This is a genomic window from Thalassotalea sp. Y01 (assembly GCF_012932945.1).
In the GTDB taxonomy this organism is placed as follows: Bacteria; Pseudomonadota; Gammaproteobacteria; order Enterobacterales; family Alteromonadaceae; genus Thalassotalea_A.
This window is the reverse complement of sequence record NZ_JABBXG010000009.1, coordinates 139,568-161,248: the sequence shown is the minus strand read 5'-3', so window position 1 is coordinate 161,248 and position 21,681 is coordinate 139,568. Positions and strand designations below refer to the sequence as shown.

Here is a 21,681-nt window from a genome sequence, read left to right as displayed (position 1 = left end):
ACAGGTTTCTTCTTTAGAAAACTGTACTGTATCGATTGGGTCATATTTGGATGAACCACCACCACCGGCCATGATTTTAATTTGTGTCGCACCGTTACGTAAGTTGGTGCGCGTTGCTTTTAATACTTCCGCTTCACCATCGGCAACAGCGCCAATACCAAAGTGTTCAAAGTTTGATGCATCGTGTGCACTGGTTGGTGAGAAGCCGGCATCACCGCGGTCACGAAAATCACCATGGCCAGAGGTTTGTGAAATAAAAGTGCCTGATGGAAAAATCTTAGGACCGATAATATGACCAGAATTGATGTTACGCATCAGTCCAAATGCTGGGCCACCCATGTCACGCACTGTGGTGAAGCCATCCATAAGAAAACGTTCAGCGACAATCGAAGCACGATAAGACATATCGGTTAAGTCCATATCACTTTCAACGTTAGCAAAGTTGTTGTTGATCATGATGTGCGCATGACCATCAATAAGGCCTGGCATTAAGGTTTTACCTTGACCATCGATGATACGAGCATCGCCGTTAATGGGGATATCGTCATCACTGATTTTACTAATGGTGGTACCTTCAACTAACACGTTAAGACCTTTGTAAAGCTTATTGTCAGTACCATTAAACACGTTAACGTTTTTAAATAAGGTGGTACTTGCTTCAACTTTAAAGTTTTGGTCTACAGCAGGAGCACTGCCGCCAGCTGCGATTGCTGTAGGCACGATTGCTGCGGTTGATAAACATGCCGCAGAAACAAATGCTGCAACTTTAGTAAGGTTCTTCAATGTCATGATTAGCTCCTAAATTAAGCTTAAAAACTTAGACGGAACAAAGTGTTTAATTTGCGCCGTGTTTTGATGGAGCTATTATTGAAGAATATGAAGGCGAGTTTTGTCCTCTACAGGACACTAGTAAATGTTAATATGATGTTAGCTGTAATGGCTTGTGATCTTCTGTTAATACGAGTGTGATAGTATCACATTAACTTTTGAGGGGAGGTAACCATTGCCATTAACTAAGTTAAAAATTGTCGAATTAGAACGAAAAATAGACTGGCCTTGTCAGTTATCCGAACAATTCAAGCGTGCATTCTTGTCGGCGGGCAGTATTCAGTCATTAAAGGCGGGCTATTATTTTCTCTCCACAGAAGACACCAAAGACGGCCTAAACTACCTTTTTACCGGCAGTCTAATTTTATCCATTCGTACCTCTGATTTTGATCACTTTACTTATAAGTTGTTAGGCAAAAACGACTTCCTATATTACGGACAATTTTTTGATTATCGTTTGCAAGAGTCTATTGCCGCCGAAGTATTGCAAGATTGCCAGATGTTAAAACTATCGGAGCAACACCTTATACGACTGAGTGAGCAACAACCGGAATTTTATAAATTCATGTTCTCATTGCTGAAGATGCGTACTTTACCATTACTGCAAAAAGGCTTACTTAATCAAAAGTTCTCAGTAGCGATAAAAGTCGCGTACACCTTATTGGATTTAGCCAGCAAACAAACGACACCGGCTGGCACTATGATCATGCTTGAGATTACACAACAACAATTAGCAAACCTATCTGATGTTACTCGGCAGCGGGTTAATGCGGTTTTAAAGGATTTTGAAAAACAACAGTATATTGAATTGGTGCGAGGTAAGATTTACATCAAAAACATTGCTGCGATTAATCAATTGTTGGTCAATGAAAACCTTACTTTTTATAAACCTAAGTTGGACGACGCCTAGCTGCTGCTAAACAGCTTTAGGTTTAAGTGCAAATCATCACAGCCAGAGAATACCTGATATTGCTCATCAACTTTGGCAAAGCCAATATCGGTAGGTAATAAGCATGGTTTCTTAAATTCAAATTTAACTCGACTGTTATCAATATCATGGTTAATAAGCAATAAATGCGCAAAATACATACCGTGCATAATGGTCCCAGGAAGACCAAATAGCTTCGCCAAATGTTTACTTATGTGGATCGGATTATAGTCGTAACTTATCTTTGCGTAACTACGCGCTAAGTCAGCGTTTATATGCATACTTGTTGGCTCGTTAAAACTTTGCATGTTTTTACTGGCCGCTTTGTTATCCATGGTTTTGAGCTTTTTCAGCATGCTATTGGTATTGATCACGCATAGCTGCTCGTCTTGATAAAACTTAGATTCTACCTGTATTAACTTGCCCAAAGGATGTCGACGGTTTTGCTTTACTTTGATGTCCACTTTAAATGGGCTTCGATAATCTATGGGCTTGGATTGACGAAAGTCTGCGGTTAGGTGAATGAGCCCTATCGGTGAGAAGGCAAAATGTTTGTGACCGAGTGCCTTCATCATCGGCTTAAAGCCAGCGATAAAGGCATAACTTACAGGCAAGGTTTGATGTCCTTCGAGACTGTAAAAGCGGCGAAATGCGCTTAAATGTTTGTCTTTTATGCCGTTAACGTCATAGTCGACAGTGAATTCATTAAAGAATACTTTGCGACGTCGTTTTGTTAACAGTTTTAGATAATGGTACATAACCAGCCTTTAATAACGCAGTTAGTAATTGTTTTTATTAAAAAATTAAGTCAAACAATAGATTTTGTCGTTATTGTAAGTGATAGATAAATAATAGTCACAGATTTATCATTACTAAAGTTACTTGCCATGTCATTTATCTGTGAGTATTATTGTACTGTTTATATATACAGTTTATGGTGCCGAGTTAACATCTTATGCGCAAGATAATTCACATAGATATGGACTGCTTTTTTGCAGCGGTTGAAATGCGTGATGATCCCAGCTTGCGCAATATTCCTATCGCAATTGCCGGCCGCAGTGAACGCAGTGTCGTCTCTACTTGTAATTATCCTGCGCGGGAATACGGTGTGCGCTCGGCGATGTCGGTGAAAAAAGCATTGCAGCTTTGTCCGCATTTAACCTTGGTGCCATCAAGAATGGCGCAATACCAACAAGCATCACAAAAAATTCGAGAGATATTCAGTCGTTATACACAAATTATAGAGCCACTGTCACTCGATGAAGCGTTTCTTGATGTCAGTGATAGCATTTTATGCAATGGCAGTGCGACACGAATAGCTCAAAAAATTCGGCAAGATATATTCAATGAGTTGCAGTTAACCGCATCCGCTGGTGTCGCACCCAATAAATTTTTAGCCAAAATAGCGTCTGATGAAAACAAACCTGATGGACAGTGTGTTATCGCCCCCAATCAAGTAGAGTTATTCGTTGAACATTTGCCCCTCAAAAAAATTCCTGGCGTTGGCCCCAAGACCCTGCAAAAACTCAACCGAAAGGGCTTTAATACCTGCGCTGATGTGCGCGCTAGCGATATCAAAACCTTGGTGCGCCAGTTTGGTAAATTTGGCACCAGCTTGTATCGTCGCGCACATGGTATTGATGATCGTCAGGTTGAGACTGAACGTGAACGCAAGTCGTTAGCTATAGAAACCACCTTAATGGAAGACATCGAAAGTTTTGAGCAATGCATGCACGTGGTGGAAAAGCTGCTACCAAAATTTAAAGAACGCTTAAGCAAAGTCGAAGATCGGCAAATTAAAACTCAAGGGGTTAAAGTGAAATTTGATGACTTTAGCCAAACCACCGTTGAAAACAGCTGCGATGAATTCCAACAGGGCATGTTAGCAACGCAATTGAGCAAAGCTTTAGAGCGAGGCGAGGGCAAAAAAGTGCGTCTAATTGGCTTACATATGGGCTTCAAATCGCAACAGGTGGTGCAGGTAAATGAACCGCAATTGTCATTCGATTTAAAATAATAACGATATCTTTGATCTTTTCTGCACAAACAGTCATATTTAATGTGTCATTTTTAGTGGGAATAAGTTTATGAAAAGATTAACGTTAATTGCATTTTGTTTATCACTTTGTAGTTTTGTAACGCAAGCTGCTCGAGATTTTTCAAACGTAGAAATAAAAACAACCAAGGTTGCTGGCAATGTGTATATGCTTGAAGGTTCAGGCGGTAATATTGGTGTGTTGGCAACAGATGCGGGGTTGGTCTTAGTTGATGACCAGTTCGCACCGCTGGCAGCAAAAATTGAAGCAGCGATGAAGTCAATTAAAGATCAGCCTGTTAAGTACGTGGTTAACACGCATTATCATGGTGATCATACCGGTGCTAACGCCCACTTTGGCAAATCAGCACCTATTTTTGCCCATGAAAATGTTCGTAAGCGTGTCGCCGCAAACGAAAAACAAACTGAAGCTGATTTGCCTGTCGTTACTTATGATAGCGGTGTAAGCATCTACTTAGGTGGCGAAACCATTCAATTAAAGCACTTACCTAGCGGTCACACCGATGGCGACTCGGTGGTTTATTTTAAAAATGCCAATGTATTGCATATGGGAGACTTATTCTTTCAAGGTCGTTTTCCATATGTTGACTTAAAAGGTGGCGGTAGCGTGAAAGGCTATTTGGCTAATATCAAAGCCATTGCCAAGTCGTTTCCAGATGATGTGGCGATCATTCCGGGTCATGGTGCTCTAAGCGATAAAAAAGAGCTTCAGCGCTTTATTGATATGATTGAATTTTCAGTTAACAAAGTTGAAGCGGCTTTAAAAGAAGGCGCAAGCAGTGAAGACATTCTTGCCTATGGTATTGGTGAGGAATACAAAGACTGGGGTTGGAATTTTATCACCGAAGAGCGTTGGCTCAAGACGTTAATTAGCGATTTGGATAAATAACCACGCTAAGCAAAAAAATAAAAAGCTCCGCAGTTAGGTCACTAATTGCGGAGCTTTTTTATTAACAATAACTATGGATTATTGTTTTAATCGGCGATTAAAGAAATCAACGATTGAATAATTTAAATGTGTTTTAACTGCCTTGCCACGCATGCTGTGCTTGCTGCCAGGGTAGGTCATCAATTCAAATTGCTTGTTCTCATCTTGCATTGCTTTGATTAACTTTGTGGTGTTGGTAAACAACACATTGTCGTCAGCCATACCATGATACAAAAATAGAGCATCATTGTTGTCATCAAAATCCTTCACATAAGGGAATACAGAGCTGTCTTCATAGCCTTGTGCATTGCTGTTCGGGTGAGATAAATAACGCTCAGTATAATGGGTGTCATACAGCAACCAATCGGTTACCGGGGCGCCACTTACGCCAGCTTTAAAGTAATCACCGGCCTTAAACATTGCCATAATGGCCATGTAACCACCGTAACTGTGGCCATAAATACCAATGCGTTCTTTGTCGACGAACGGCTGGGTATGCAAAAACTTAACACCACTAATTTGGTCTTCAAGCTCTACTTTGCCGAGGTGCTTGTGGATCGCAAATTCAAATGCGCTGCCACGGTAATTTGATCCGCGGTTGTCGAGCTGAAATACCACATAACCTTGTTGCACAAGGTATTGGGTAAAGTCCATACCTTCCCATTTATTGGTGACACGTTGTGCGTGTGGACCACCATAAACTTTAACAATGACCGGATATTTCTTGCCCGGTTGCATATTGCTTGGTTGATACAGTTTGTAATATAAGGAAGTTTCACCATCATTGGCTTTGATTGAGCCAAACTTAGGTTTCACCATATCGTCAATGTACGGGAAAGCAGGGTGGCTGCTGTCCAGTTTGTTTTCTTGCAAATAGGTTTTTACATTGCCATTAAGCGAATGCAAACTCACTTGCGGCGGCGTATCAATATTGCTGAAGTTATCAATGTAGCTGCTCTTATCACTGGCAAAGGTGATTTTATGAAATCCATTGCGCTTACTGATGCGAATGGCATGCTCTGGCGACTTACCATCAAGCGTCACTTTATATAAGTGTTTTTCCAGTGGTGTATCTTCACGACCAGTGAAGTAAACAAAACCTTGATCTTCGTCTACCGCAACAACTTCGTCGACAACCCAATTACCTTGCGTTAATCGCGCTATTTGCTCGCCACTGTAGTTATATAAATAGAGATGTTTAAATCCGTCTTTTTCTGAGGCCCAAATAAATTGTCTGCTTTTTTTGAGGAATCTCAAATCATTATTCAGGTTGATCCAATGCTTCGATGATTCTTCAACAATCGTGCGCCCACGCTTACTCTTTAAACTTTGCAATACCAGTTTTAAGGTTTGCTGTGAACGGTCTTGCCATTGATAGACAATACTCTTTGAATCAGGTGTCCAGTTTACGCGAGCAATATAAATGTCTTGTTCTGAGCCTAAGTTATAGTTACTGATTTTACCATTGCTTACTTTAACGCTGTGCAGGGATATTTTAACGTTGTTGGTACCCGTCGCAGGGTAGCGTTGCTCATAAAGCTTGATTTGCTCTGCGTATATTTCATTACGAAGTTCGGTTTTTACTTCTGACTCATCGACTTTTAGAAACGCGATATGCTTATCATCTGGTGACCACCAATAGCCCGTCATGCGATCCATTTCTTCTTGCGCAACAAATTCGGCCATGCCATTTTTAATGGTGCCGTCACCGTCTTCGGTTAGCTTACTTTCGCGGTTTTCCTGCAGATCGATAATATGGATATCTTGATCTTTGATAAAAGAGACGTAACGACCACTCGGCGAGAATTTAATGTCGGTTTCGTAGGCTTGGTCTAAGGTCAAACGACTAGATTTTCCGCTAGCAAGGGTGTATAGGTACAAATCACCGTTGATCGGGAACAAAATTTGCGTACCATCAGCTGACAATACATATTCCATAATACCTGAGCCGAAGACGCGCATGCGTTCTCGACGGGCTTTTTCTTCGTCGCTGAGCTCTTCTTTACCGCTGTGAATCGAATCAGAGTCTACCAACAAAGAGTGCTTGTTACTGGCGATATCGTATTGCCACAAGTCATAACGATTGCTATCACTGTCCTTGCTTTTTAGGTAAGTGACTTTACTACCATCAGGACTGTACTTTAGCTGTTTGGTACCAGGGCCCTGTAAAGAAGGCGCCGAATAGATGCGTTCGATACTGATAGGGTTATTGAGCGCTTGCTTTTGATCTGTGTCCACTTCTTCAGTGGCATACATGTCTTGTGCAACCGCTGAACTTGCAAAAGCAGCAATAGCCACCGTGCTAAGCAGGCGACGCACATAGGTATGAATCTGTGCCAAGGTAAAATTCTCGTCAAAATAAATTGCCGATATTCTACCTTGCCAAATACATACTGTCGAAACTTGATTACAATTTGGTAACGGTTTTGCCGATAAAAATTGTAACCATAATTAAACCATTGAGAATTTGCGCCAATCATTGACACCGTTATATCGCTTCGAGTGCCTCAACTAATTTAGTCACGCCAATAATTTCCATGCCTTCAATGGCGTCTTTAGGCATATTCGCTTGCGGCACGATAGCTTTGGTAAAGCCATGTTTTGCAGCTTCATTGATACGCTCTTGCCCAGATGGGACTGGGCGTATTTCACCAGATAAGCCTATTTCACCAAATACCATCAAATCCCGTGGAAGAGCGCGATCGCGAAAGCTTGAAACTAACGCCAAAATAAGGGCTAAATCGATACTGGTTTCGCTGACTTTAACACCACCGACGACATTGACGAATACATCCTGATCATTCATTTGCAGGCCGCCGTGACGATTTAGTACCGCCAATAACATCGACAAACGATTTTGTTCTGCGCCTACTACAACTCGGCGTGGATTTGCAAGTGCAGAATAATCAACCAGTGCCTGGATTTCCACCATCAAGGGGCGAGTACCTTCCCATAACACCATAACCACCGAACCGGGGGCTTGTTCATCTTGGCGCGAGAGAAATATCGCCGATGGATTTTTGACTTCTTTTAATCCTTCACCGGTCATCGCAAACACGCCTAACTCATTAACCGCGCCAAAGCGATTTTTATGACCTCGTAAAGTACGATAGCGCGAATCAGTGCTGCCTTCGAGCATGATAGAACAGTCAATACAATGCTCTAAAACCTTTGGTCCAGCGAGCGAGCCATCTTTGGTGACATGACCAACAATTAACATGGCAACATGATGTTGTTTGGCAAATCGTGTTAGGTAGGCTGCCGATTCTCGAACTTGCGAGACACTGCCGGGCGCCGATTGGATATCGCTCATATGCATGACTTGAATCGAGTCGATAACCATTAGTTTAGGTTTTTCTTTTTCGGCAATATTACAAATGTTTTCTACCGAGGTTTCCGATAGCATTTTCAATTTATCGGTCTTCAAACCTAAACGATTGGCACGCATAGCAACTTGTTGTAGTGATTCTTCACCGGTGACATACAAGGCACCCATGCTATCGGCTAATTCGCACATGGTTTGCAATAATAAAGTCGATTTACCGGCTCCAGGTTCACCACCAATCAAAATGGCGCTACCTGGCACAATACCGCCACCCAATACACGATCAAATTCAACGAAACCCGAACTAAAACGTGGTAAATCGGTAAGGTCTATAGCGTTTAATACTTGAACTTTTGCCTCGGTTTGACCGGCATAACCACTCAAGTTGCCCGTTAAGTTACCATTGCGCCCCGGCGCTTTCGCTAAGCGGATTTCACTTATTGTATTCCAAGCTTTGCACTCTGTGCATTGCCCCATCCAACGAGGAAAATCAGCGCCGCAATCATTACATACATATGCTGTTTTTGTTTTAGCCATAATGAGTATTGTGTTTCGTTGTTATGTATAAATATACAGTGTACTGTCGAGCTTACCCATTGGCAAGCTCGAGCGCATAACTGGCAAAAGAAGTTACTTTAAGTAATGTAAAAGTGTGTCGAGACCTGAGGTGTTAATCGCTGCGCTTGCTTGTTGCAATACGATAGGCTTGGCTTCAAAAGCGACACCAAGATTGGCGGCATTCATCATCAGTAAGTCATTAGCGCCATCACCCATGGCAACCGTTTGCGCAATCGGTAATTGGTAATGCTCAGCGAGCTTAACCAAGGTATCCGCTTTAACCTGCGCGTCGGTTATATCACCAACGACTTTACCGGTTAGTAAGCCGTTTTCAATTTCCAGAACATTGGCTTGTGTCGCATCTAGGTTCAATTGATGCTTGAGAATTTCGGTGAAGTAAGTAAAGCCGCCTGAAGCAACCGCGACTTTCCAATTGCGACGATGCAATTCAGCAATTAAGATCTCAAGCCCCGGCATTAATGGCAGGTTTTCGCCAACTTGAGCGAGAATGTCTTCGCTAGCGCCAGCTAAGGTTGAAACTCTGGCACGCAAACTCTCAGCAAAATCTAGTTCACCTTGCATTGCTCGTTCGGTGACTGCACTGACTTCTTCACCTACGCCTGCCAGTTTGGCAATTTCATCAATACATTCAATCTGAATGGTGGTTGAATCCATATCCATAACCAAAAGACCTGGCTCATCAATACTTGGTGCATGCTCGATTAGCGCTAACTCTAGCCCTGCATCGAGAGCAAAATCATTAAGCAATGCTTTTTTATCGAGCGCGATGGCATCGACCTTAAAACGGTAGCTGGCTCTTCCGCCGCGGTCATTACAAGCGACCAAGCTAAGCTGATCGATTTGCAACAGATTAATCAGTTCGACAAAATCTTCCATGCTGGTATCTGCAAATAATACCAGCTCAACGTCACTGTTAATGGCAACGTCACTAAAGACGATTTCATCTTGGGTAACATCAAAGTCAAACGGCAGATTAACAGCTTGGCTAAACTGGTTAAAAACCTGGTCGATGAGTTGTGATTGACTAAACTCGATTCGGGAAAGAGCGGCAAATTCAGACATGTTATATTTACAGTAATACTAAAAAATTGATTCTATAATCGCAAATAACCCTCTATAGTGTATAGAGCTTTATCGAAATAATTATAACTTTTTAATAGTTAAGCTGTAATGGACGATCCAAACGAAATAATTTACCCACAAGTCACGCCGATCTACGTCAAATTAATGCAAATTGGCGTAGCCGTTATCCTGCTTTTGATGATCCTTAACCTATCGGTTATGGGCGTCGATGACAGTGAAGATTTGTTAGACAAGCATTTTGATGCGGTTGCCAAGCAACATCTACTGCAAGCAGTCAATACCAGTAAGGTGTTATTGGCGGATAAAAACAAACAACAAATACAAGCCTTCGTCAGTTCTCTAGCCGACGCGGATTTTGTCGAGCAAGCGGTTCTGTATGACAATAAAGGTGAGGCGATTGCCAGTTCTGACAATCAAACCAGTATCCAACAATTGTACGGTTTATCACTTGGCAGTGAGTCTCAAGCCGCTGACTATGTACCATTTATTGAAGAAATTCGTGAGCAAAAATTGTATGGCTATTTGCGCATGAATTTGGTTAAGCAAAAGGTCACTGAACAGATGCAAGGTCAGATTTATTCGCAATTTGAATTGTTTCGCATCATGTTGATTACAGCGGTTGTGGCCGGTTTCTTATTAACTCGCGGCTTAAGTCGATTTTCACGTCACGGCTTACGATTGCCGATAAAATCTCGCCAGAGAAACTCCCCTTAGTTGTTAATTGTCTACTATGGTTTATGTATGTATTCGAATAAGAGAATAGTATGCATAAACCATCACCAATTCATTTAATAGACAACCCACCCTGCTTAGAAGATGTTGATTTAAACAACAGCTTTGAAGACGGGAAAAAACAGTATCAAAAAACCTTAGCCAAACTGCAAAAGCAATTGTTGATCGTCCAACAAGCCTATTTTCATCAAGGCCATCGAGCCATATTGGTGTTTGAAGGTTGGGACGCGGCCGGTAAAGGTGGCGCGATTCGACGCGTTACTGAGAAGCTCGATCCGCGGGGCTTTCGCGTATACCCAATTGCAGCACCAAATCAGGAAGAGCAGAGCAAACATTACCTGTTTCGTTTCCAAAAACGACTGCCACCTGCAGGGCGTATTGGCATTTTTGACCGCTCTTATTATGGTCGCGTGTTAGTCGAGCGAGTCGAAGGCTTTGCCAGTAAAAAGCAATGGCAACGAGCGTATCAGGAAATCAATGAATTTGAACGCCAACTAAGCGATGACGGTGCTCGCATTATTAAGATTTTCATGCACATAAGTGAAGGTGAGCAGCTAAAGCGCTTTGAAGAACGTTTACAAAACCCGTATAAACGTTGGAAATTAACCGAAGAAGATATTCGTAATCGGGAAAAGTGGCCTGAATATCATCAGGCGATAAATGATATGTTTCGCCAAACTTCCACCAATCACAGCCAATGGCAAGCGATCAGTGGTAATCATAAATGGAGCGCACGCATCCGTGTGCTTAAGTACTTAGTCGATACCTTATCAGCAGGCGTTGATATCAGTCCGCCGCCGGTAGATGACAATATTGTCGCTTTAGCGAAACAGCAACTTGGTATTAATCCCCAAGAAATTGATTAACATTCGCCTCGATTTGCTCGGCGATCACCTCAGCTGATTCACTTCTTAAACTGAGCAGTTGGTCAAAAACCTTGGGTAGATACTTAGGTGAATTATCGAGCCCTTGAAAACCTTGTAATGGCATCGCTGGCGCATCAGTTTCCAATACAATGTGTTGAAGTGGTATTTTACTTACGGCATCACGAGTTTTCGCCGCGCGGTCGTAGGTAATGGTGCCGCCAATACCCAGTTTAAAGCCTAAATCAATATAGGCTTTGGCTTGCTGGTAGTTTCCTGAGAATGCATGGACAATACCAGCTTTTTCTAATCCAGTGCTTTGCAAATGAGGGATTATCAAGTGATGACTTTTTCTATGATGAACGATTACCGGTAAATTGAGTTGTTTGGCGATAGCCAGTTGCGCTGCAAAATACTCTTGTTGCTTTTCCAGATGCTCAACAGCACCATCAATACCTATCTCACCAATCGCGGCGATGTTATGTTCAACCGCCAGTTCTTGCAATAACCATAGATCTTGCTCTGTGGCTTTTTCTATCCACCAAGGATGTAAGCCTAAACATGGGGTAATGCCTTGATAGCGTTGCGCCAAACCTAAAACGCGCGACCAGCGTTTACGGGTGATGCCAGGGACGATAAAGCGTTTAATGCCCAATTGTTGGCACTGAAACATAAGGTCATCGCGAATATCATCGAATTCTCTAAAATCTAGGTGGCAATGGCTATCGGTAAACATAGTGTATGGCAAACTCCGACAAGATAAAGGCTATTGTTTCAATGTAGCAAAGACTGACCATTCTCGACAGTAAAGCGGTAAAATGTCGTTTTCTATATTACATTGTTTTGTATTTATTGGTATAAAATCATGGGGTTATAAAATATTGGTGTTCACTTTGTTGGTGACAAATTGTTTCTGATGTTGGTGATTTTTGTCTAGGAGCTAGCTACTAGAGGCTAAAAACTAAGGGGTTTTCTGTATCTGCCGTTTGTTATAGCTCGATTAAAAACATTACAAGTAGCGACCATTTTGGTCATTTTATAAGGGGGATATTCATTGAAACTGCTCTTCATTACCACGACTTTGGTTGTCATACTAAGTCTGACAACGCTGGCATTCGCCCAAAATAATCCCGCAGATTTTAGTGCTTGTGGTAACAGCGCTGTGGCAAAGCAACTTGCTAAATATATTATTGAAGATAACCAACAACGCCGAGCAGCCATTCACTGTAATGCACAGTTGTCTGAACTTGCTGAACAAAAAGCTAAACTCATGCTTGAATTCGGCTTAGTGACTCATAACCTTGACGGCAGTCCAAATGCCAGGTTACGCGATGGAGGCTATCCTTTACCTGACTATTATGGCGATGACTTTAACTCCAATCAGGTCGAGGCGATTGCCGGCGGCTATGCATCGGCGAAAGATGTTTGGCAGGCATTTAAATCATCCAAAGACCATCGTACCCACCTGTTGGGCGAGCATGAGTTCTATCTAGAGCAAAATGAAATAGGCGTAGCCTTTATAAAAGAATGGAGTTCACCCCATGTTGAGTATTGGGTTGTCTATTTGACCAAGTCGGCCAATCGCGCAGATCGCCAAGTTGATACCAGCAAAGACATGCCTAATAAAAGCGATTTTATTTTGCTTAACAATAAGTAAATTTTCTAAGTGAGCGTTAAGCGCCTTTGAGTTTGGCGTATAAATAGTCTTTTAACACCGCACGATCATGCTTCATTTGGTGCATGTTTTCGTCATCAATAGGTGCCGCATTAAGTTCAAGCTCACGAATTTCTTTATCGAGTTGGTCGTATTTTTGTGCATCAGCTGCAAATTTTGCATCGCTTTTGATCAGTGACTTTAAAGTATCTAAATATTCTGGGAATTCATTCTTCAAGGAGTGGCTTTCACCTAGCATAAATCGGCCTCTTATAGATTAGTTCGGTTAATCAAAATAACTATCTATAAAGCTAGCACAAAATTTTTTGCTTGCTTAACCACTCAAAAGGCTAAAGAAATAGCGTCCGAAAAAAAGGGCAAGCTAAGCTTACCCTTTAATGATTTGATGTGGCTTTAGATTACATGCGATCCATCACTTCAATGCCAAGTAAGTCTAAGCCTTGCTCTAATGTACGAGCAATAACATGACATAAATGTAGGCGAGATAATTTAACTGACTCGTCAATACCCTCTTTTAAGATAGGGCAGGCTTCGTAGAAGCTCATGTACAAGCTGGCTAATTCATATAAGTAGCTACACAATAAGTTAGGAGTACACTCGGCAATAACTAGATCAAGTACTTCTTCAAATTGCAGTAACTTAACCGCTAGCGCTTTTTCTTGCGGTGCCGCAATGATAAGATCACTCGTAATAGATGTTGCATCTATACCGGCTTTTTTGAAAATACTTTGCACACGGGTAAACGCATATTGTAAGTAAGGTGCGGTAGCGCCTTCAAAGCTCAACATGGTTTTCCAGTTAAAGATGTAATCTGAGGTACGGTTTTTTGACAAATCAGCGTATTTAACCGCACCGATGCCAACTTTACGGGCAACTTCTTTGCGTTCTTGCTCAGAAAAATCGGCAATTTTATCGGCCATCAATTGCTCGGCACGAGTTACGGCTTCTTCTAATAGTTCCGCTAATTTAACAGTGCCACCAGTACGTGTTTTAAATGGCTTACCATCATCACCCATCATCATGCCAAACGGACAATGATCATAGGCAGTCGCCTCTGGTAAATAACCGGCTTTACGGGCTGTGATTTCTACTTGCTTAAAATGCAGGGCTTGGCGAGCATCAGTAAAAATGATGATGCGATCAGCACCAAGCGTGCCAGCACGATGGCGACAAGCGCTTAAATCTGTGGTTGCGTATAAGTAACCGCCACCAGATTTTTGCACGATAAATACCGAAGGATCACCGGCTTTATTTGCCATCTCTTCAATAAATACAACTTTCGCACCTTGGTCTTCAACAGCGATATGTTTCGCTATTAAATCGTCAATAACTGCCGATAAATCTGGGTTATAAGCACTTTCACCCATGATGTCATCACGGCTTAAGGTGACGTTTAGTTTGTCGTAAATTTCTTCTGAATGATGAATAGAGATATCGATAAACTGTTGCCATAAGGCCAAACAGTCAGCGTCACCACCTTGTAGTTTCACCACATAATCACGGGCGCGATCGGCAAAACCTTCTTCGTCATCAAAACGCACTTTTGCTTCACGGTAAAAGTTTTCTAAGTCAGCAAGTGCGGTTTCTGCTACTTCATTGCTGGCAAGCTTATCGCTTAAGTGTGCCAACAACATACCAAACTGAGTACCCCAGTCACCCATATGGTTTTGGCGAATAACTTTTTCGCCACGAAACTCTAATGCGCGAACCACGGCATCACCAATAATGGTGGAGCGTAAATGACCAACGTGCATTTCTTTGGCTAAATTAGGCGCTGAGTAATCAACCACAACTGTTTTTGGTGTTTCGGCTTGGCTAACGTTTAATTTTGCGTCGCTGCTAACGCTGCCAAGTTGTGCACTTAACCAATCTTTGTCTAAGTGAATATTGATAAAACCTGGACCTGCTAGTTCAATATTGTCGGCAATGCCTTCAAGATTGAGGTTTTCAACAACCTTTTGTGCAAGCTCTCTTGGGTTGGTTTTTAACTTTTTCGCGGCACCCATGACACCATTGGCCTGGTAGTCACCAAACTGTGGGCGAGATGACATGCTCACCGCTGGGTTAGTCTCTTCAGGCAAACCGGCAGCAATCATTGCTGCGTGTACTTTTTCAGTTAGTAAATGACGAATGTTCATTGTCTTTAATAATCTCTCAATGCAAATATTGCGATGGCATTAATGTTCACGGGTTTTCTGGAATTGTACTTCCGGGTAACGTTCCTGAGTCAAGTTCAGGTTAACCATAGTAGGCGCGATATAGGTTAAGTTGTTGCCACCATCTAAGGCTAGGTTATCATATGCTTTCTTCTCAAAAGTCGCCATGATCTTGTCATCATCACAATAAACCCAACGTGCAGTAGCAACCGAAATCGGTTCATAAATCGCATCAACGTTATATTCGGTTTTTAGGCGGTGTACAACCACCTCAAACTGTAGCACACCAACGGCACCTACAATCATGTCGTTGTTAGCCAAAGGTCTGAACACTTGCACAGCACCTTCTTCAGATAACTGAATTAAGCCTTTTTGTAATTGCTTGGCCTTTAACGGATCTCTAAGTCGGATACGGCGGAACATTTCCGGTGCGAAGTTTGGAATACCGCTGAACTTCATTTCTTCACCATCGGTAAAGGTGTCACCAATTTGAATCGAGCCGTGATTGTGCAACCCAATGATGTCACCGGCAAACGCTTGTTCTACGTTGGAGCGGTCACCAGCCATAAAGGTTACGGCGTCGGCTATTTTGACATCTTTACCAATACGAACTTGGCGCATTTTCATGCCTTTGCTGTAGCTACCAGAGCAAATACGCATAAAGGCAATGCGGTCACGATGTTTTGGATCCATGTTGGCTTGTATTTTAAACACAAAACCTGAGAACTTTTCTTCAGCGGCTTCAACGGTGCGAGTATTGGTTTGGCGCGATTGTGGCGCAGGAGCCCACTCGGTCAAACCATCTAGCATATGGTCGACACCAAAGTTACCTAATGCGGTACCGAAATAGACAGGTGTAAGCTCACCGGCTAAAAATTCGTCAAGATCAAACTCGTGGCAAGCACCTTGCACTAGCTCCATTTCTTCACGGAAATCTTCGGCGAAATGGCCTATGCGTTGATCAAGTTCTGGGTTATCCAAACCTTTAATGATGATGCGTTCTTGAATCGTATGGCCTTGGCCTGTTTGGTATAAAATGGTTTCGTCCGTTAGCAGGTTGTACACGCCTTTAAACTCTTTACCCATACCGATTGGCCAGGTAATTGGCGCACATTTTATTTTTAGGACGTCCTCGACTTCATCCATTACCTCGATAGGATCTCGCACATCGCGGTCCATTTTGTTCATAAAGGTAATAATAGGCGTGTCGCGCAAGCGGGTAACTTCCATCAACTTAATGGTTCGATCCTCAACACCTTTGGCGGTGTCGATAACCATCAAACAAGAGTCAACGGCGGTAAGCGTACGATAAGTATCTTCTGAGAAATCTTCGTGACCCGGAGTATCAAGTAGGTTGACCAAACAATCGGCATAAGGAAATTGCATTACCGAGGTGGTAATTGAAATACCACGGTCTTTTTCCATTTCCATCCAGTCAGACTTGGCATGTTGCCCTGATTTTTTACCCTTTACGGTACCTGCGGATTGAATCGCTTGACCGAATAACAGTACTTTTTCTGTGATGGTTGTCTTACCAGCATCGGGATGCGAGATTATCGCAAATGTTCGACGCTTGTTTACTTCCTGCTGTTGGATTGACATACGTTACGCTTACCAAAAATCTAGATTAATATGTTGGCCGTGACGCAACAAACTGTAGCTGGCGTCGACGGTTAAATTTTGCACTTGTGCAAAGGCGCAACATTATACAGAAAACAACCATTAAGAGCAGTATCTTTGCGGATAAAATTTGTATTTTTTTCAGCTTTTTGGCTGGAAATATCGATCAGTGGGGTAGTTATAGGCGTCGCTGCATAACAATGGCATCTTCGTAACCTGTTGCACATGGGTAATAGCCGGTGCGACGGTGGGTCTCAATAAAACCATTTTTAATATACAACATATGAGCTGCTAAGTTACTGGCGCGTACTTCTAAGTGAATGGTTTTGATCTGTTTGTGCTTGGCAATATGGAGTAAATCATCAAGCAATCTCTGACCTAAGCCTTGACCTTGTGCATCTGGGTGGATACAGATTTCCATTAAGGTCATTTCATCGATAACCACGTCGGCAACATAAAACCCGCAAAGCTGCTCATTGTGACGTATTTGTCGCGACTGATAGCGCCCGCCAATACAGCTGGCAAGAATTTTTTTGCTCCAAGGATGTTGGTTGCTGGCCAACTCTATGGCGTAGACAGGCTCGATATCATCTTTAGTAAAGTCGCTAATGCAATGGCTGTGTGAAGTCATCTTAGTTATGGCCAGAAATGTGCTGACATAAAGCTTGCCACAGCTTTCGCTTTAATGTCGCAGATGACTCTAAGTTGTTGATATCGCATGTTATTAGGGTGTTCTGCTGATAGCTCACATCTGCATTTTCGGCAAATTTCCAAGTGAGCTTTTGCAATTGTAGACCGTCTTGTTGAAGAGTAATGTCTTGGGTTTGGACTTGCAATACGTGAAGTACATCGGTCAATAATCGATTAGCCAATAGCATCTGCAGGTTTATCGCCGGTTCTGCTTTTTCTGGCTGCTGAGGTTGTTGTGCTGCCTGTGCAATGTGCGCCGTTTTTGCCGTTTGTGTCGCGGCATCGTGCTTTGACTCAACCGTTGTTAGCGCATCATTTGGGGTTTCTGCTTGTTGTTTAGGTGCCTGCTCTAACAGCTGTGCTGGCTGTTGAGCCACCGTTTCTGCCTGTGATGGCTCAGCAAACGCACCTTGACGACGCTGCCAAACGGCAATACCCATATGCGATAAATGCGAAAATTGTTTTGCGGTTAATGTCATTTTTTTGCTTTTGTATGCTGTTTTAGCGTGCAAGCGTTAACTAGCGGTATGGCCTGACGAAGTAAGCCTATGATGACAGATTGTGTTAACCGACTCAAACACTAGCCGCAGATATTAGCAACGTCTAACTGAAAGCGGTGCGCATAAGGCTGAAATATACAAGCAAATGCTACGAGCTTATTTAATAAAAACAGATTTCAAATTGGAGATTTACGAAGAAAAAGAAGAAAGATGGCAGGGGTGGAGAGACTCGAACTCCCAACCGTCGGTTTTGGAGACCGCCGTTCTACCAATTGGAACTACACCCCTGCAATGGCTGAGCATTATACCTATGCTTGATCGCCTGTAAAGAGGAATTTTTAAAAAAATATTTAAATGGATAAATTATCAACAATATTAACAAAAAATTAGCGAAAACCTCGATTTTTATTGCGCTATAGTGGAACGAATCAACAGTTTACAGCATTGCTAATAACAAATTATTTACATTTATAGCGCTTAGTGATTGAATTTTAGTCAATGTATTACTAAGATGATTGCTTGCGACATGAGTCAATAATATGCATTGCTTGAAGGAAGCCGTTTTTCGATGACAGCAATCAACTTAAAAGGAGTTTAAGTGTGAAGATAATCAAAGCCGTGACCAAGTTTTTTGCCAAACCAGCAAAAAAAGAAAATAAAAAAGTTCAGGTTGATTTAAATTACGTTCAAAGTTATGCCCATGCAGATAGTGTGTTTGGCGAATCAGAAGACGCAGCAACACCTGAACAAAAAATGGATTGCGATAGACAAAAGCAATCTGAAACGGAAATCGCTTAAGCTATTTTTGCCCTTTAGCAACAATACACTGATGAATTGCCTAAGGCAGTAGTAGCTGCCTTTTTTGATGCCTGAATTTCAATGAATGTGTCGTCTCTTGCCTTATTTCCTGTCGTTTTATCTGTAACCAAGTGTTGAACTTAGTGAATTTCCTTGCCTATTGCCCGCCACGGTTTTAAAATTAGCCGTTTTTTTTAGGCTTTGGACAAGGTTAACAGCACGGTCATGCGAGTTTCCGATTTTTCATTTGAATTACCAGGCGAGTTAATTGCTCGTTACCCTCAGGCTGAGCGCTCTGCGAGTCGCCTGATGAGTGTCGATGGTAATAGTGGCGTTATTGAGCATTTAAACTTCAATCAAATAATCGACAAGATTAATCCTGGTGATTTACTGGTGTTTAATAACACCCGCGTTATTCCTGCTCGCATTTTTGCTACCAAGTCTACCGGCGGCAAAGTCGAAATTCTGGTTGAACGTATTTTAGAAGACAATCGAGTGTTGGCGCATGTGCGTGCATCCAAGACGCCCAAGCCAGGTGCCGAATTGCTCTTGGAAGGAAAAGTTAAGGCAACCATGCTAGCCCGCCATGATGCTTTATTTGAATTGCAGTTCAACACTGAGCAAAGTGTGCTTGAGGTGCTCGAAGATATCGGTCACATGCCGCTACCACCTTATATCGACCGCCCTGATGAAGACTCAGATAAAGAGCGCTATCAGACCGTTTATAATGAAAAGCCTGGTGCGGTTGCCGCGCCAACGGCAGGTCTGCATTTTGAAAAGCAATTATTAGAACAGTTAACAGAGAAAGGCGTTAACTTAGCGTTTATTACTCTGCATGTTGGTGCGGGCACGTTTCAGCCTGTGCGCGTTGATAATATTGATGAGCACATCATGCATTCTGAATACGTTGAGGTGAGTGATGAGGTTGTCGAGCAAATAAAGGCGACTAAAGCTGCCGGTAATCGGGTTATTGCCGTAGGTACTACCTCAGTTCGTTCATTAGAAAGTGCGGCAAAACATGCCAAAGATAATGACCAACCTTTGACTGCCTTTTATGGAGATACCGACATCTTCATTACCCCAGGCTATCAATTTGAATTGATTGATGCCTTGGTTACTAATTTTCACTTATCAGAATCAACATTATTGATGCTGGTGAGTGCGTTTAGCGGCTATGACAATATTATGTCGGGCTATAAGATTGCGATTGAACAAAAATATCGCTTCTTTTCTTATGGTGACGCTATGTTCCTGACCCGTCAGGTAAGCAAATAACGTACGCTGATGCTGCCATCAAAGGCATTATTAGCATTATGGTTAATACTTAGACAGATTCTTTGTGGTTAACCTTTAAATACTGTTTGCGGCCTGTTTCGCTGCAACAAAGGATAGATATGAAATACGAATTAATGACAAAAGACGGTAAAGCGCGTCGCGGCCGTCTTGTTTTCGATCGCGGTGTGGTTGAAACGCCGGCATTCATGCCAGTTGGCACCTATGGCACCGTGAAAGGCATGACCACCGATGAAGTGGAAGCGACAGGTGCGCATATCCTACTCGGTAATACCTTTCATTTAATGTTGCGTCCTGGTACTGAAATCATTGAACAACATGGTGACTTACATGATTTTATGAATTGGCATAAGCCGATTTTGACCGACTCTGGTGGTTTTCAGGTATTCAGTTTGGGCGAAATGCGCAAAATCACCGAAAAAGGTGTAGAGTTTCGTTCGCCGGTAAATGGCGAAAAAATCATGCTTACCCCTGAACGTTCAATGGAAGTTCAACGCAGCCTTGGCTCTGATATTGTGATGATATTTGATGAGTGTACGCCATATCCAGCGACACATCAGGAAGCCAAAGAGTCAATGGAATTATCATTGCGCTGGGCTAAACGTTCGAAAAAAGCGCATCAAGGTAACTCGAATGCGTTGTTCGGTATCGTACAAGGCGGTATGTATGAAGATCTTCGAGAAATCTCCGCTGCGGGTCTACAAGACATTGATTTTGACGGCTACGCAATTGGTGGTTTATCGGTCGGTGAACCAAAAGATGAGATGATTCGCATATTGGATCACACACCTGACTTGATTCCTGAAAATAAGCCCCGATATCTAATGGGAGTTGGTAAGCCTGAAGACTTGGTTGAAGGTGTGCGCCGCGGTATTGATATGTTTGATTGCGTTATGCCGACCCGAAATGCCCGAAATGGTCATTTGTTTGTAACCACCGGTGTGGTTAAAATACGCAATGCTAGACATAAAACAGATACAGGGCCATTGGATCCAGAATGTGATTGCTATACCTGTAACAATTATTCCCGAGCTTATTTGCATCATTTAGACAAGTGTAATGAAATACTTGGTTCGCAATTAAACACCATGCACAACCTGCGTTTTTATCAACGTGTAATGCAGGGTTTGCGTGAAGCCATTGAGCAGGGTAAATTAGACGAATTTGTGGCAAACTTTTATGCTCTTCGAGATATGGAAGTGCCACCTTTAAAAGCCGAAAAAGAACAACAATAGTCTTTTAAAGGCATCATTTTAAATTTTAATATAAGTAGTAAGAGGAATTTATGGACTTTTTAATCAGTAAGGCACACGCAGCAGACGCCCCACAACAAGGTGGTGGTTTTGAAATGCTTATTATGCTTTTGATCTTCGGTGTGGTTTTTTACTTTATGATCTACCGCCCACAAGCTAAGCGTGTGAAAGAGCACAAAAATCTAATGGAAGCTCTATCAAAAGGCGATGAAGTCCTAACCCAAGGCGGTGTTGTTGGTAAAATCAGCAAAGTTTCTGCAGAAAAAGATTTCGTTATTGTTAGTGTTGCTGATGGCATTGAACTTACAGTACAAAAAGCGGCAATTTCAGCTGTACTACCAAAAGGGACTATGAAGTCTCTATAAGGACTTGTT

The 21,681-nt window shown here is 42.3% G+C and carries 21 protein-coding genes and 1 tRNA gene; 10 read left to right on the top strand and 12 right to left on the bottom strand.

The features are described 5' to 3' along the window. The coding region (locus HII16_RS13745; protein ID WP_169130944.1) for an amidohydrolase family protein at nucleotides 1-789 on the bottom strand (789 nt) is incomplete at its 3' end. Nucleotides 790-1,003: 214 nt separating this feature from the next. Here HII16_RS13745 and HII16_RS13740 point away from each other — a divergent pair. Then, a complete protein-coding gene (locus HII16_RS13740; RefSeq protein WP_169130942.1) occupies nucleotides 1,004-1,738 on the top strand; it encodes a Crp/Fnr family transcriptional regulator in 735 nt (244 codons plus the stop codon). Here HII16_RS13740 and HII16_RS13735 read toward each other — a convergent pair. Next, nucleotides 1,735-2,514: a MaoC/PaaZ C-terminal domain-containing protein gene (locus HII16_RS13735; protein ID WP_169130940.1), complete on the bottom strand. Its 780-nt coding sequence runs from the start codon at nucleotides 2,512-2,514 to the stop codon at nucleotides 1,735-1,737. The genes HII16_RS13740 and HII16_RS13735 overlap by 4 nt on opposite strands. 197 nt (nucleotides 2,515-2,711) lie before the next feature. On the opposite strand from HII16_RS13735, the gene dinB reads away from it, so the two are divergent. Both dinB and HII16_RS13725 read left to right on the top strand, forming a co-directional pair. Beyond that, nucleotides 2,712-3,773, top strand: coding sequence for a DNA polymerase IV (gene dinB, locus HII16_RS13730; protein ID WP_169130938.1), 1,062 nt, complete (start codon nucleotides 2,712-2,714; stop codon nucleotides 3,771-3,773). 70 nt (nucleotides 3,774-3,843) lie between these two features. After that, nucleotides 3,844-4,701 carry an MBL fold metallo-hydrolase gene (locus tag HII16_RS13725; protein WP_169130936.1) on the top strand — a complete coding sequence of 286 codons (858 nt, stop codon included), beginning with the start codon at nucleotides 3,844-3,846 and terminating at the stop codon, nucleotides 4,699-4,701. 78 nt (nucleotides 4,702-4,779) lie between these two features. Here HII16_RS13725 and HII16_RS13720 read toward each other — a convergent pair whose 3' ends face one another. The 3 genes from HII16_RS13720 to serB form a co-directional block, all read right to left on the bottom strand. Continuing rightward, nucleotides 4,780-7,080 (bottom strand): DPP IV N-terminal domain-containing protein, encoded by a 2,301-nt coding sequence (locus HII16_RS13720; RefSeq protein WP_248289631.1) that lies wholly within the window; start codon nucleotides 7,078-7,080, stop codon nucleotides 4,780-4,782. A gap of 148 nt (nucleotides 7,081-7,228) precedes the next feature. Next, nucleotides 7,229-8,602, bottom strand: coding sequence for a DNA repair protein RadA (gene radA / locus HII16_RS13715; protein WP_169130934.1), 1,374 nt, complete (start codon nucleotides 8,600-8,602; stop codon nucleotides 7,229-7,231). Between the two features lie 93 nt (nucleotides 8,603-8,695). Beyond that, nucleotides 8,696-9,706, bottom strand: a complete 1,011-nt coding sequence (gene serB / locus HII16_RS13710; RefSeq protein WP_169130932.1) for a phosphoserine phosphatase SerB — start codon at nucleotides 9,704-9,706, stop codon at nucleotides 8,696-8,698. Nucleotides 9,707-9,814: 108 nt separating this feature from the next. Between serB and HII16_RS13705 the strand changes: the two genes are divergently transcribed. Continuing rightward, nucleotides 9,815-10,441 (top strand): AhpA/YtjB family protein, encoded by a 627-nt coding sequence (locus tag HII16_RS13705; protein WP_169130930.1) that lies wholly within the window; start codon nucleotides 9,815-9,817, stop codon nucleotides 10,439-10,441. 50 nt (nucleotides 10,442-10,491) lie between these two features. After that, nucleotides 10,492-11,325 (top strand): polyphosphate kinase, encoded by an 834-nt coding sequence (locus HII16_RS13700; RefSeq protein WP_169130928.1) that lies wholly within the window; start codon nucleotides 10,492-10,494, stop codon nucleotides 11,323-11,325. On the opposite strand, the gene HII16_RS13695 is transcribed toward HII16_RS13700, so the two are convergent. Continuing rightward, nucleotides 11,303-12,058: a TatD family hydrolase gene (locus tag HII16_RS13695; protein ID WP_169130926.1), complete on the bottom strand. Its 756-nt coding sequence runs from the start codon at nucleotides 12,056-12,058 to the stop codon at nucleotides 11,303-11,305. The genes HII16_RS13700 and HII16_RS13695 overlap by 23 nt on opposite strands. A gap of 318 nt (nucleotides 12,059-12,376) precedes the next feature. On the opposite strand from HII16_RS13695, the gene HII16_RS13690 reads away from it, so the two are divergent. Beyond that, nucleotides 12,377-12,979 carry a CAP domain-containing protein gene (locus HII16_RS13690; protein ID WP_169130924.1) on the top strand — a complete coding sequence of 201 codons (603 nt, stop codon included), beginning with the start codon at nucleotides 12,377-12,379 and terminating at the stop codon, nucleotides 12,977-12,979. A gap of 16 nt (nucleotides 12,980-12,995) precedes the next feature. Here HII16_RS13690 and HII16_RS13685 read toward each other — a convergent pair whose 3' ends face one another. The 6 genes from HII16_RS13685 to HII16_RS13660 all read right to left on the bottom strand — a co-directional run bounded on the left by HII16_RS13685 (nucleotide 12,996) and on the right by HII16_RS13660 (nucleotide 18,251). Next, nucleotides 12,996-13,235 carry a YdcH family protein gene (locus tag HII16_RS13685; RefSeq protein ID WP_169130922.1) on the bottom strand — a complete coding sequence of 80 codons (240 nt, stop codon included), beginning with the start codon at nucleotides 13,233-13,235 and terminating at the stop codon, nucleotides 12,996-12,998. A 160-nt stretch (nucleotides 13,236-13,395) separates the two neighbouring features. Then, entirely contained in the window at nucleotides 13,396-15,135 is a 1,740-nt protein-coding gene (argS, locus tag HII16_RS13680; protein WP_169130920.1) for an arginine--tRNA ligase, read from the bottom strand. A gap of 39 nt (nucleotides 15,136-15,174) precedes the next feature. Then, entirely contained in the window at nucleotides 15,175-16,755 is a 1,581-nt protein-coding gene (gene prfC / locus HII16_RS13675) for a peptide chain release factor 3 (RefSeq protein WP_169130918.1), read from the bottom strand. Nucleotides 16,756-16,951: 196 nt separating this feature from the next. Then, entirely contained in the window at nucleotides 16,952-17,404 is a 453-nt protein-coding gene (rimI, locus tag HII16_RS13670; RefSeq protein ID WP_169130916.1) for a ribosomal protein S18-alanine N-acetyltransferase, read from the bottom strand. A gap of 1 nt (nucleotide 17,405) precedes the next feature. Next, nucleotides 17,406-17,942: a hypothetical protein gene (locus HII16_RS13665; RefSeq protein WP_169130914.1), complete on the bottom strand. Its 537-nt coding sequence runs from the start codon at nucleotides 17,940-17,942 to the stop codon at nucleotides 17,406-17,408. Nucleotides 17,943-18,174: 232 nt separating this feature from the next. Further along, a tRNA-Trp gene (locus tag HII16_RS13660) sits at nucleotides 18,175-18,251 on the bottom strand. Nucleotides 18,252-18,563: 312 nt separating this feature from the next. Here HII16_RS13660 and HII16_RS13655 point away from each other — a divergent pair. The 4 genes from HII16_RS13655 (at nucleotide 18,564) to yajC (ending at nucleotide 21,672) form a co-directional block, all read left to right on the top strand. After that, nucleotides 18,564-18,761 (top strand): hypothetical protein, encoded by a 198-nt coding sequence (locus HII16_RS13655; RefSeq protein ID WP_169130912.1) that lies wholly within the window; start codon nucleotides 18,564-18,566, stop codon nucleotides 18,759-18,761. A 225-nt stretch (nucleotides 18,762-18,986) separates the two neighbouring features. Then, nucleotides 18,987-20,036 (top strand): tRNA preQ1(34) S-adenosylmethionine ribosyltransferase-isomerase QueA, encoded by a 1,050-nt coding sequence (gene queA / locus HII16_RS13650; RefSeq protein WP_169130910.1) that lies wholly within the window; start codon nucleotides 18,987-18,989, stop codon nucleotides 20,034-20,036. 119 nt (nucleotides 20,037-20,155) lie between these two features. Next, complete coding sequence (gene tgt / locus HII16_RS13645) at nucleotides 20,156-21,289, top strand: tRNA guanosine(34) transglycosylase Tgt (protein WP_169130908.1); 1,134 nt, start codon at nucleotides 20,156-20,158, stop codon at nucleotides 21,287-21,289. Between the two features lie 50 nt (nucleotides 21,290-21,339). Continuing rightward, nucleotides 21,340-21,672: a preprotein translocase subunit YajC gene (yajC, locus tag HII16_RS13640; protein WP_135439438.1), complete on the top strand. Its 333-nt coding sequence runs from the start codon at nucleotides 21,340-21,342 to the stop codon at nucleotides 21,670-21,672. Nucleotides 21,673-21,681 lie beyond the last annotated feature (9 nt).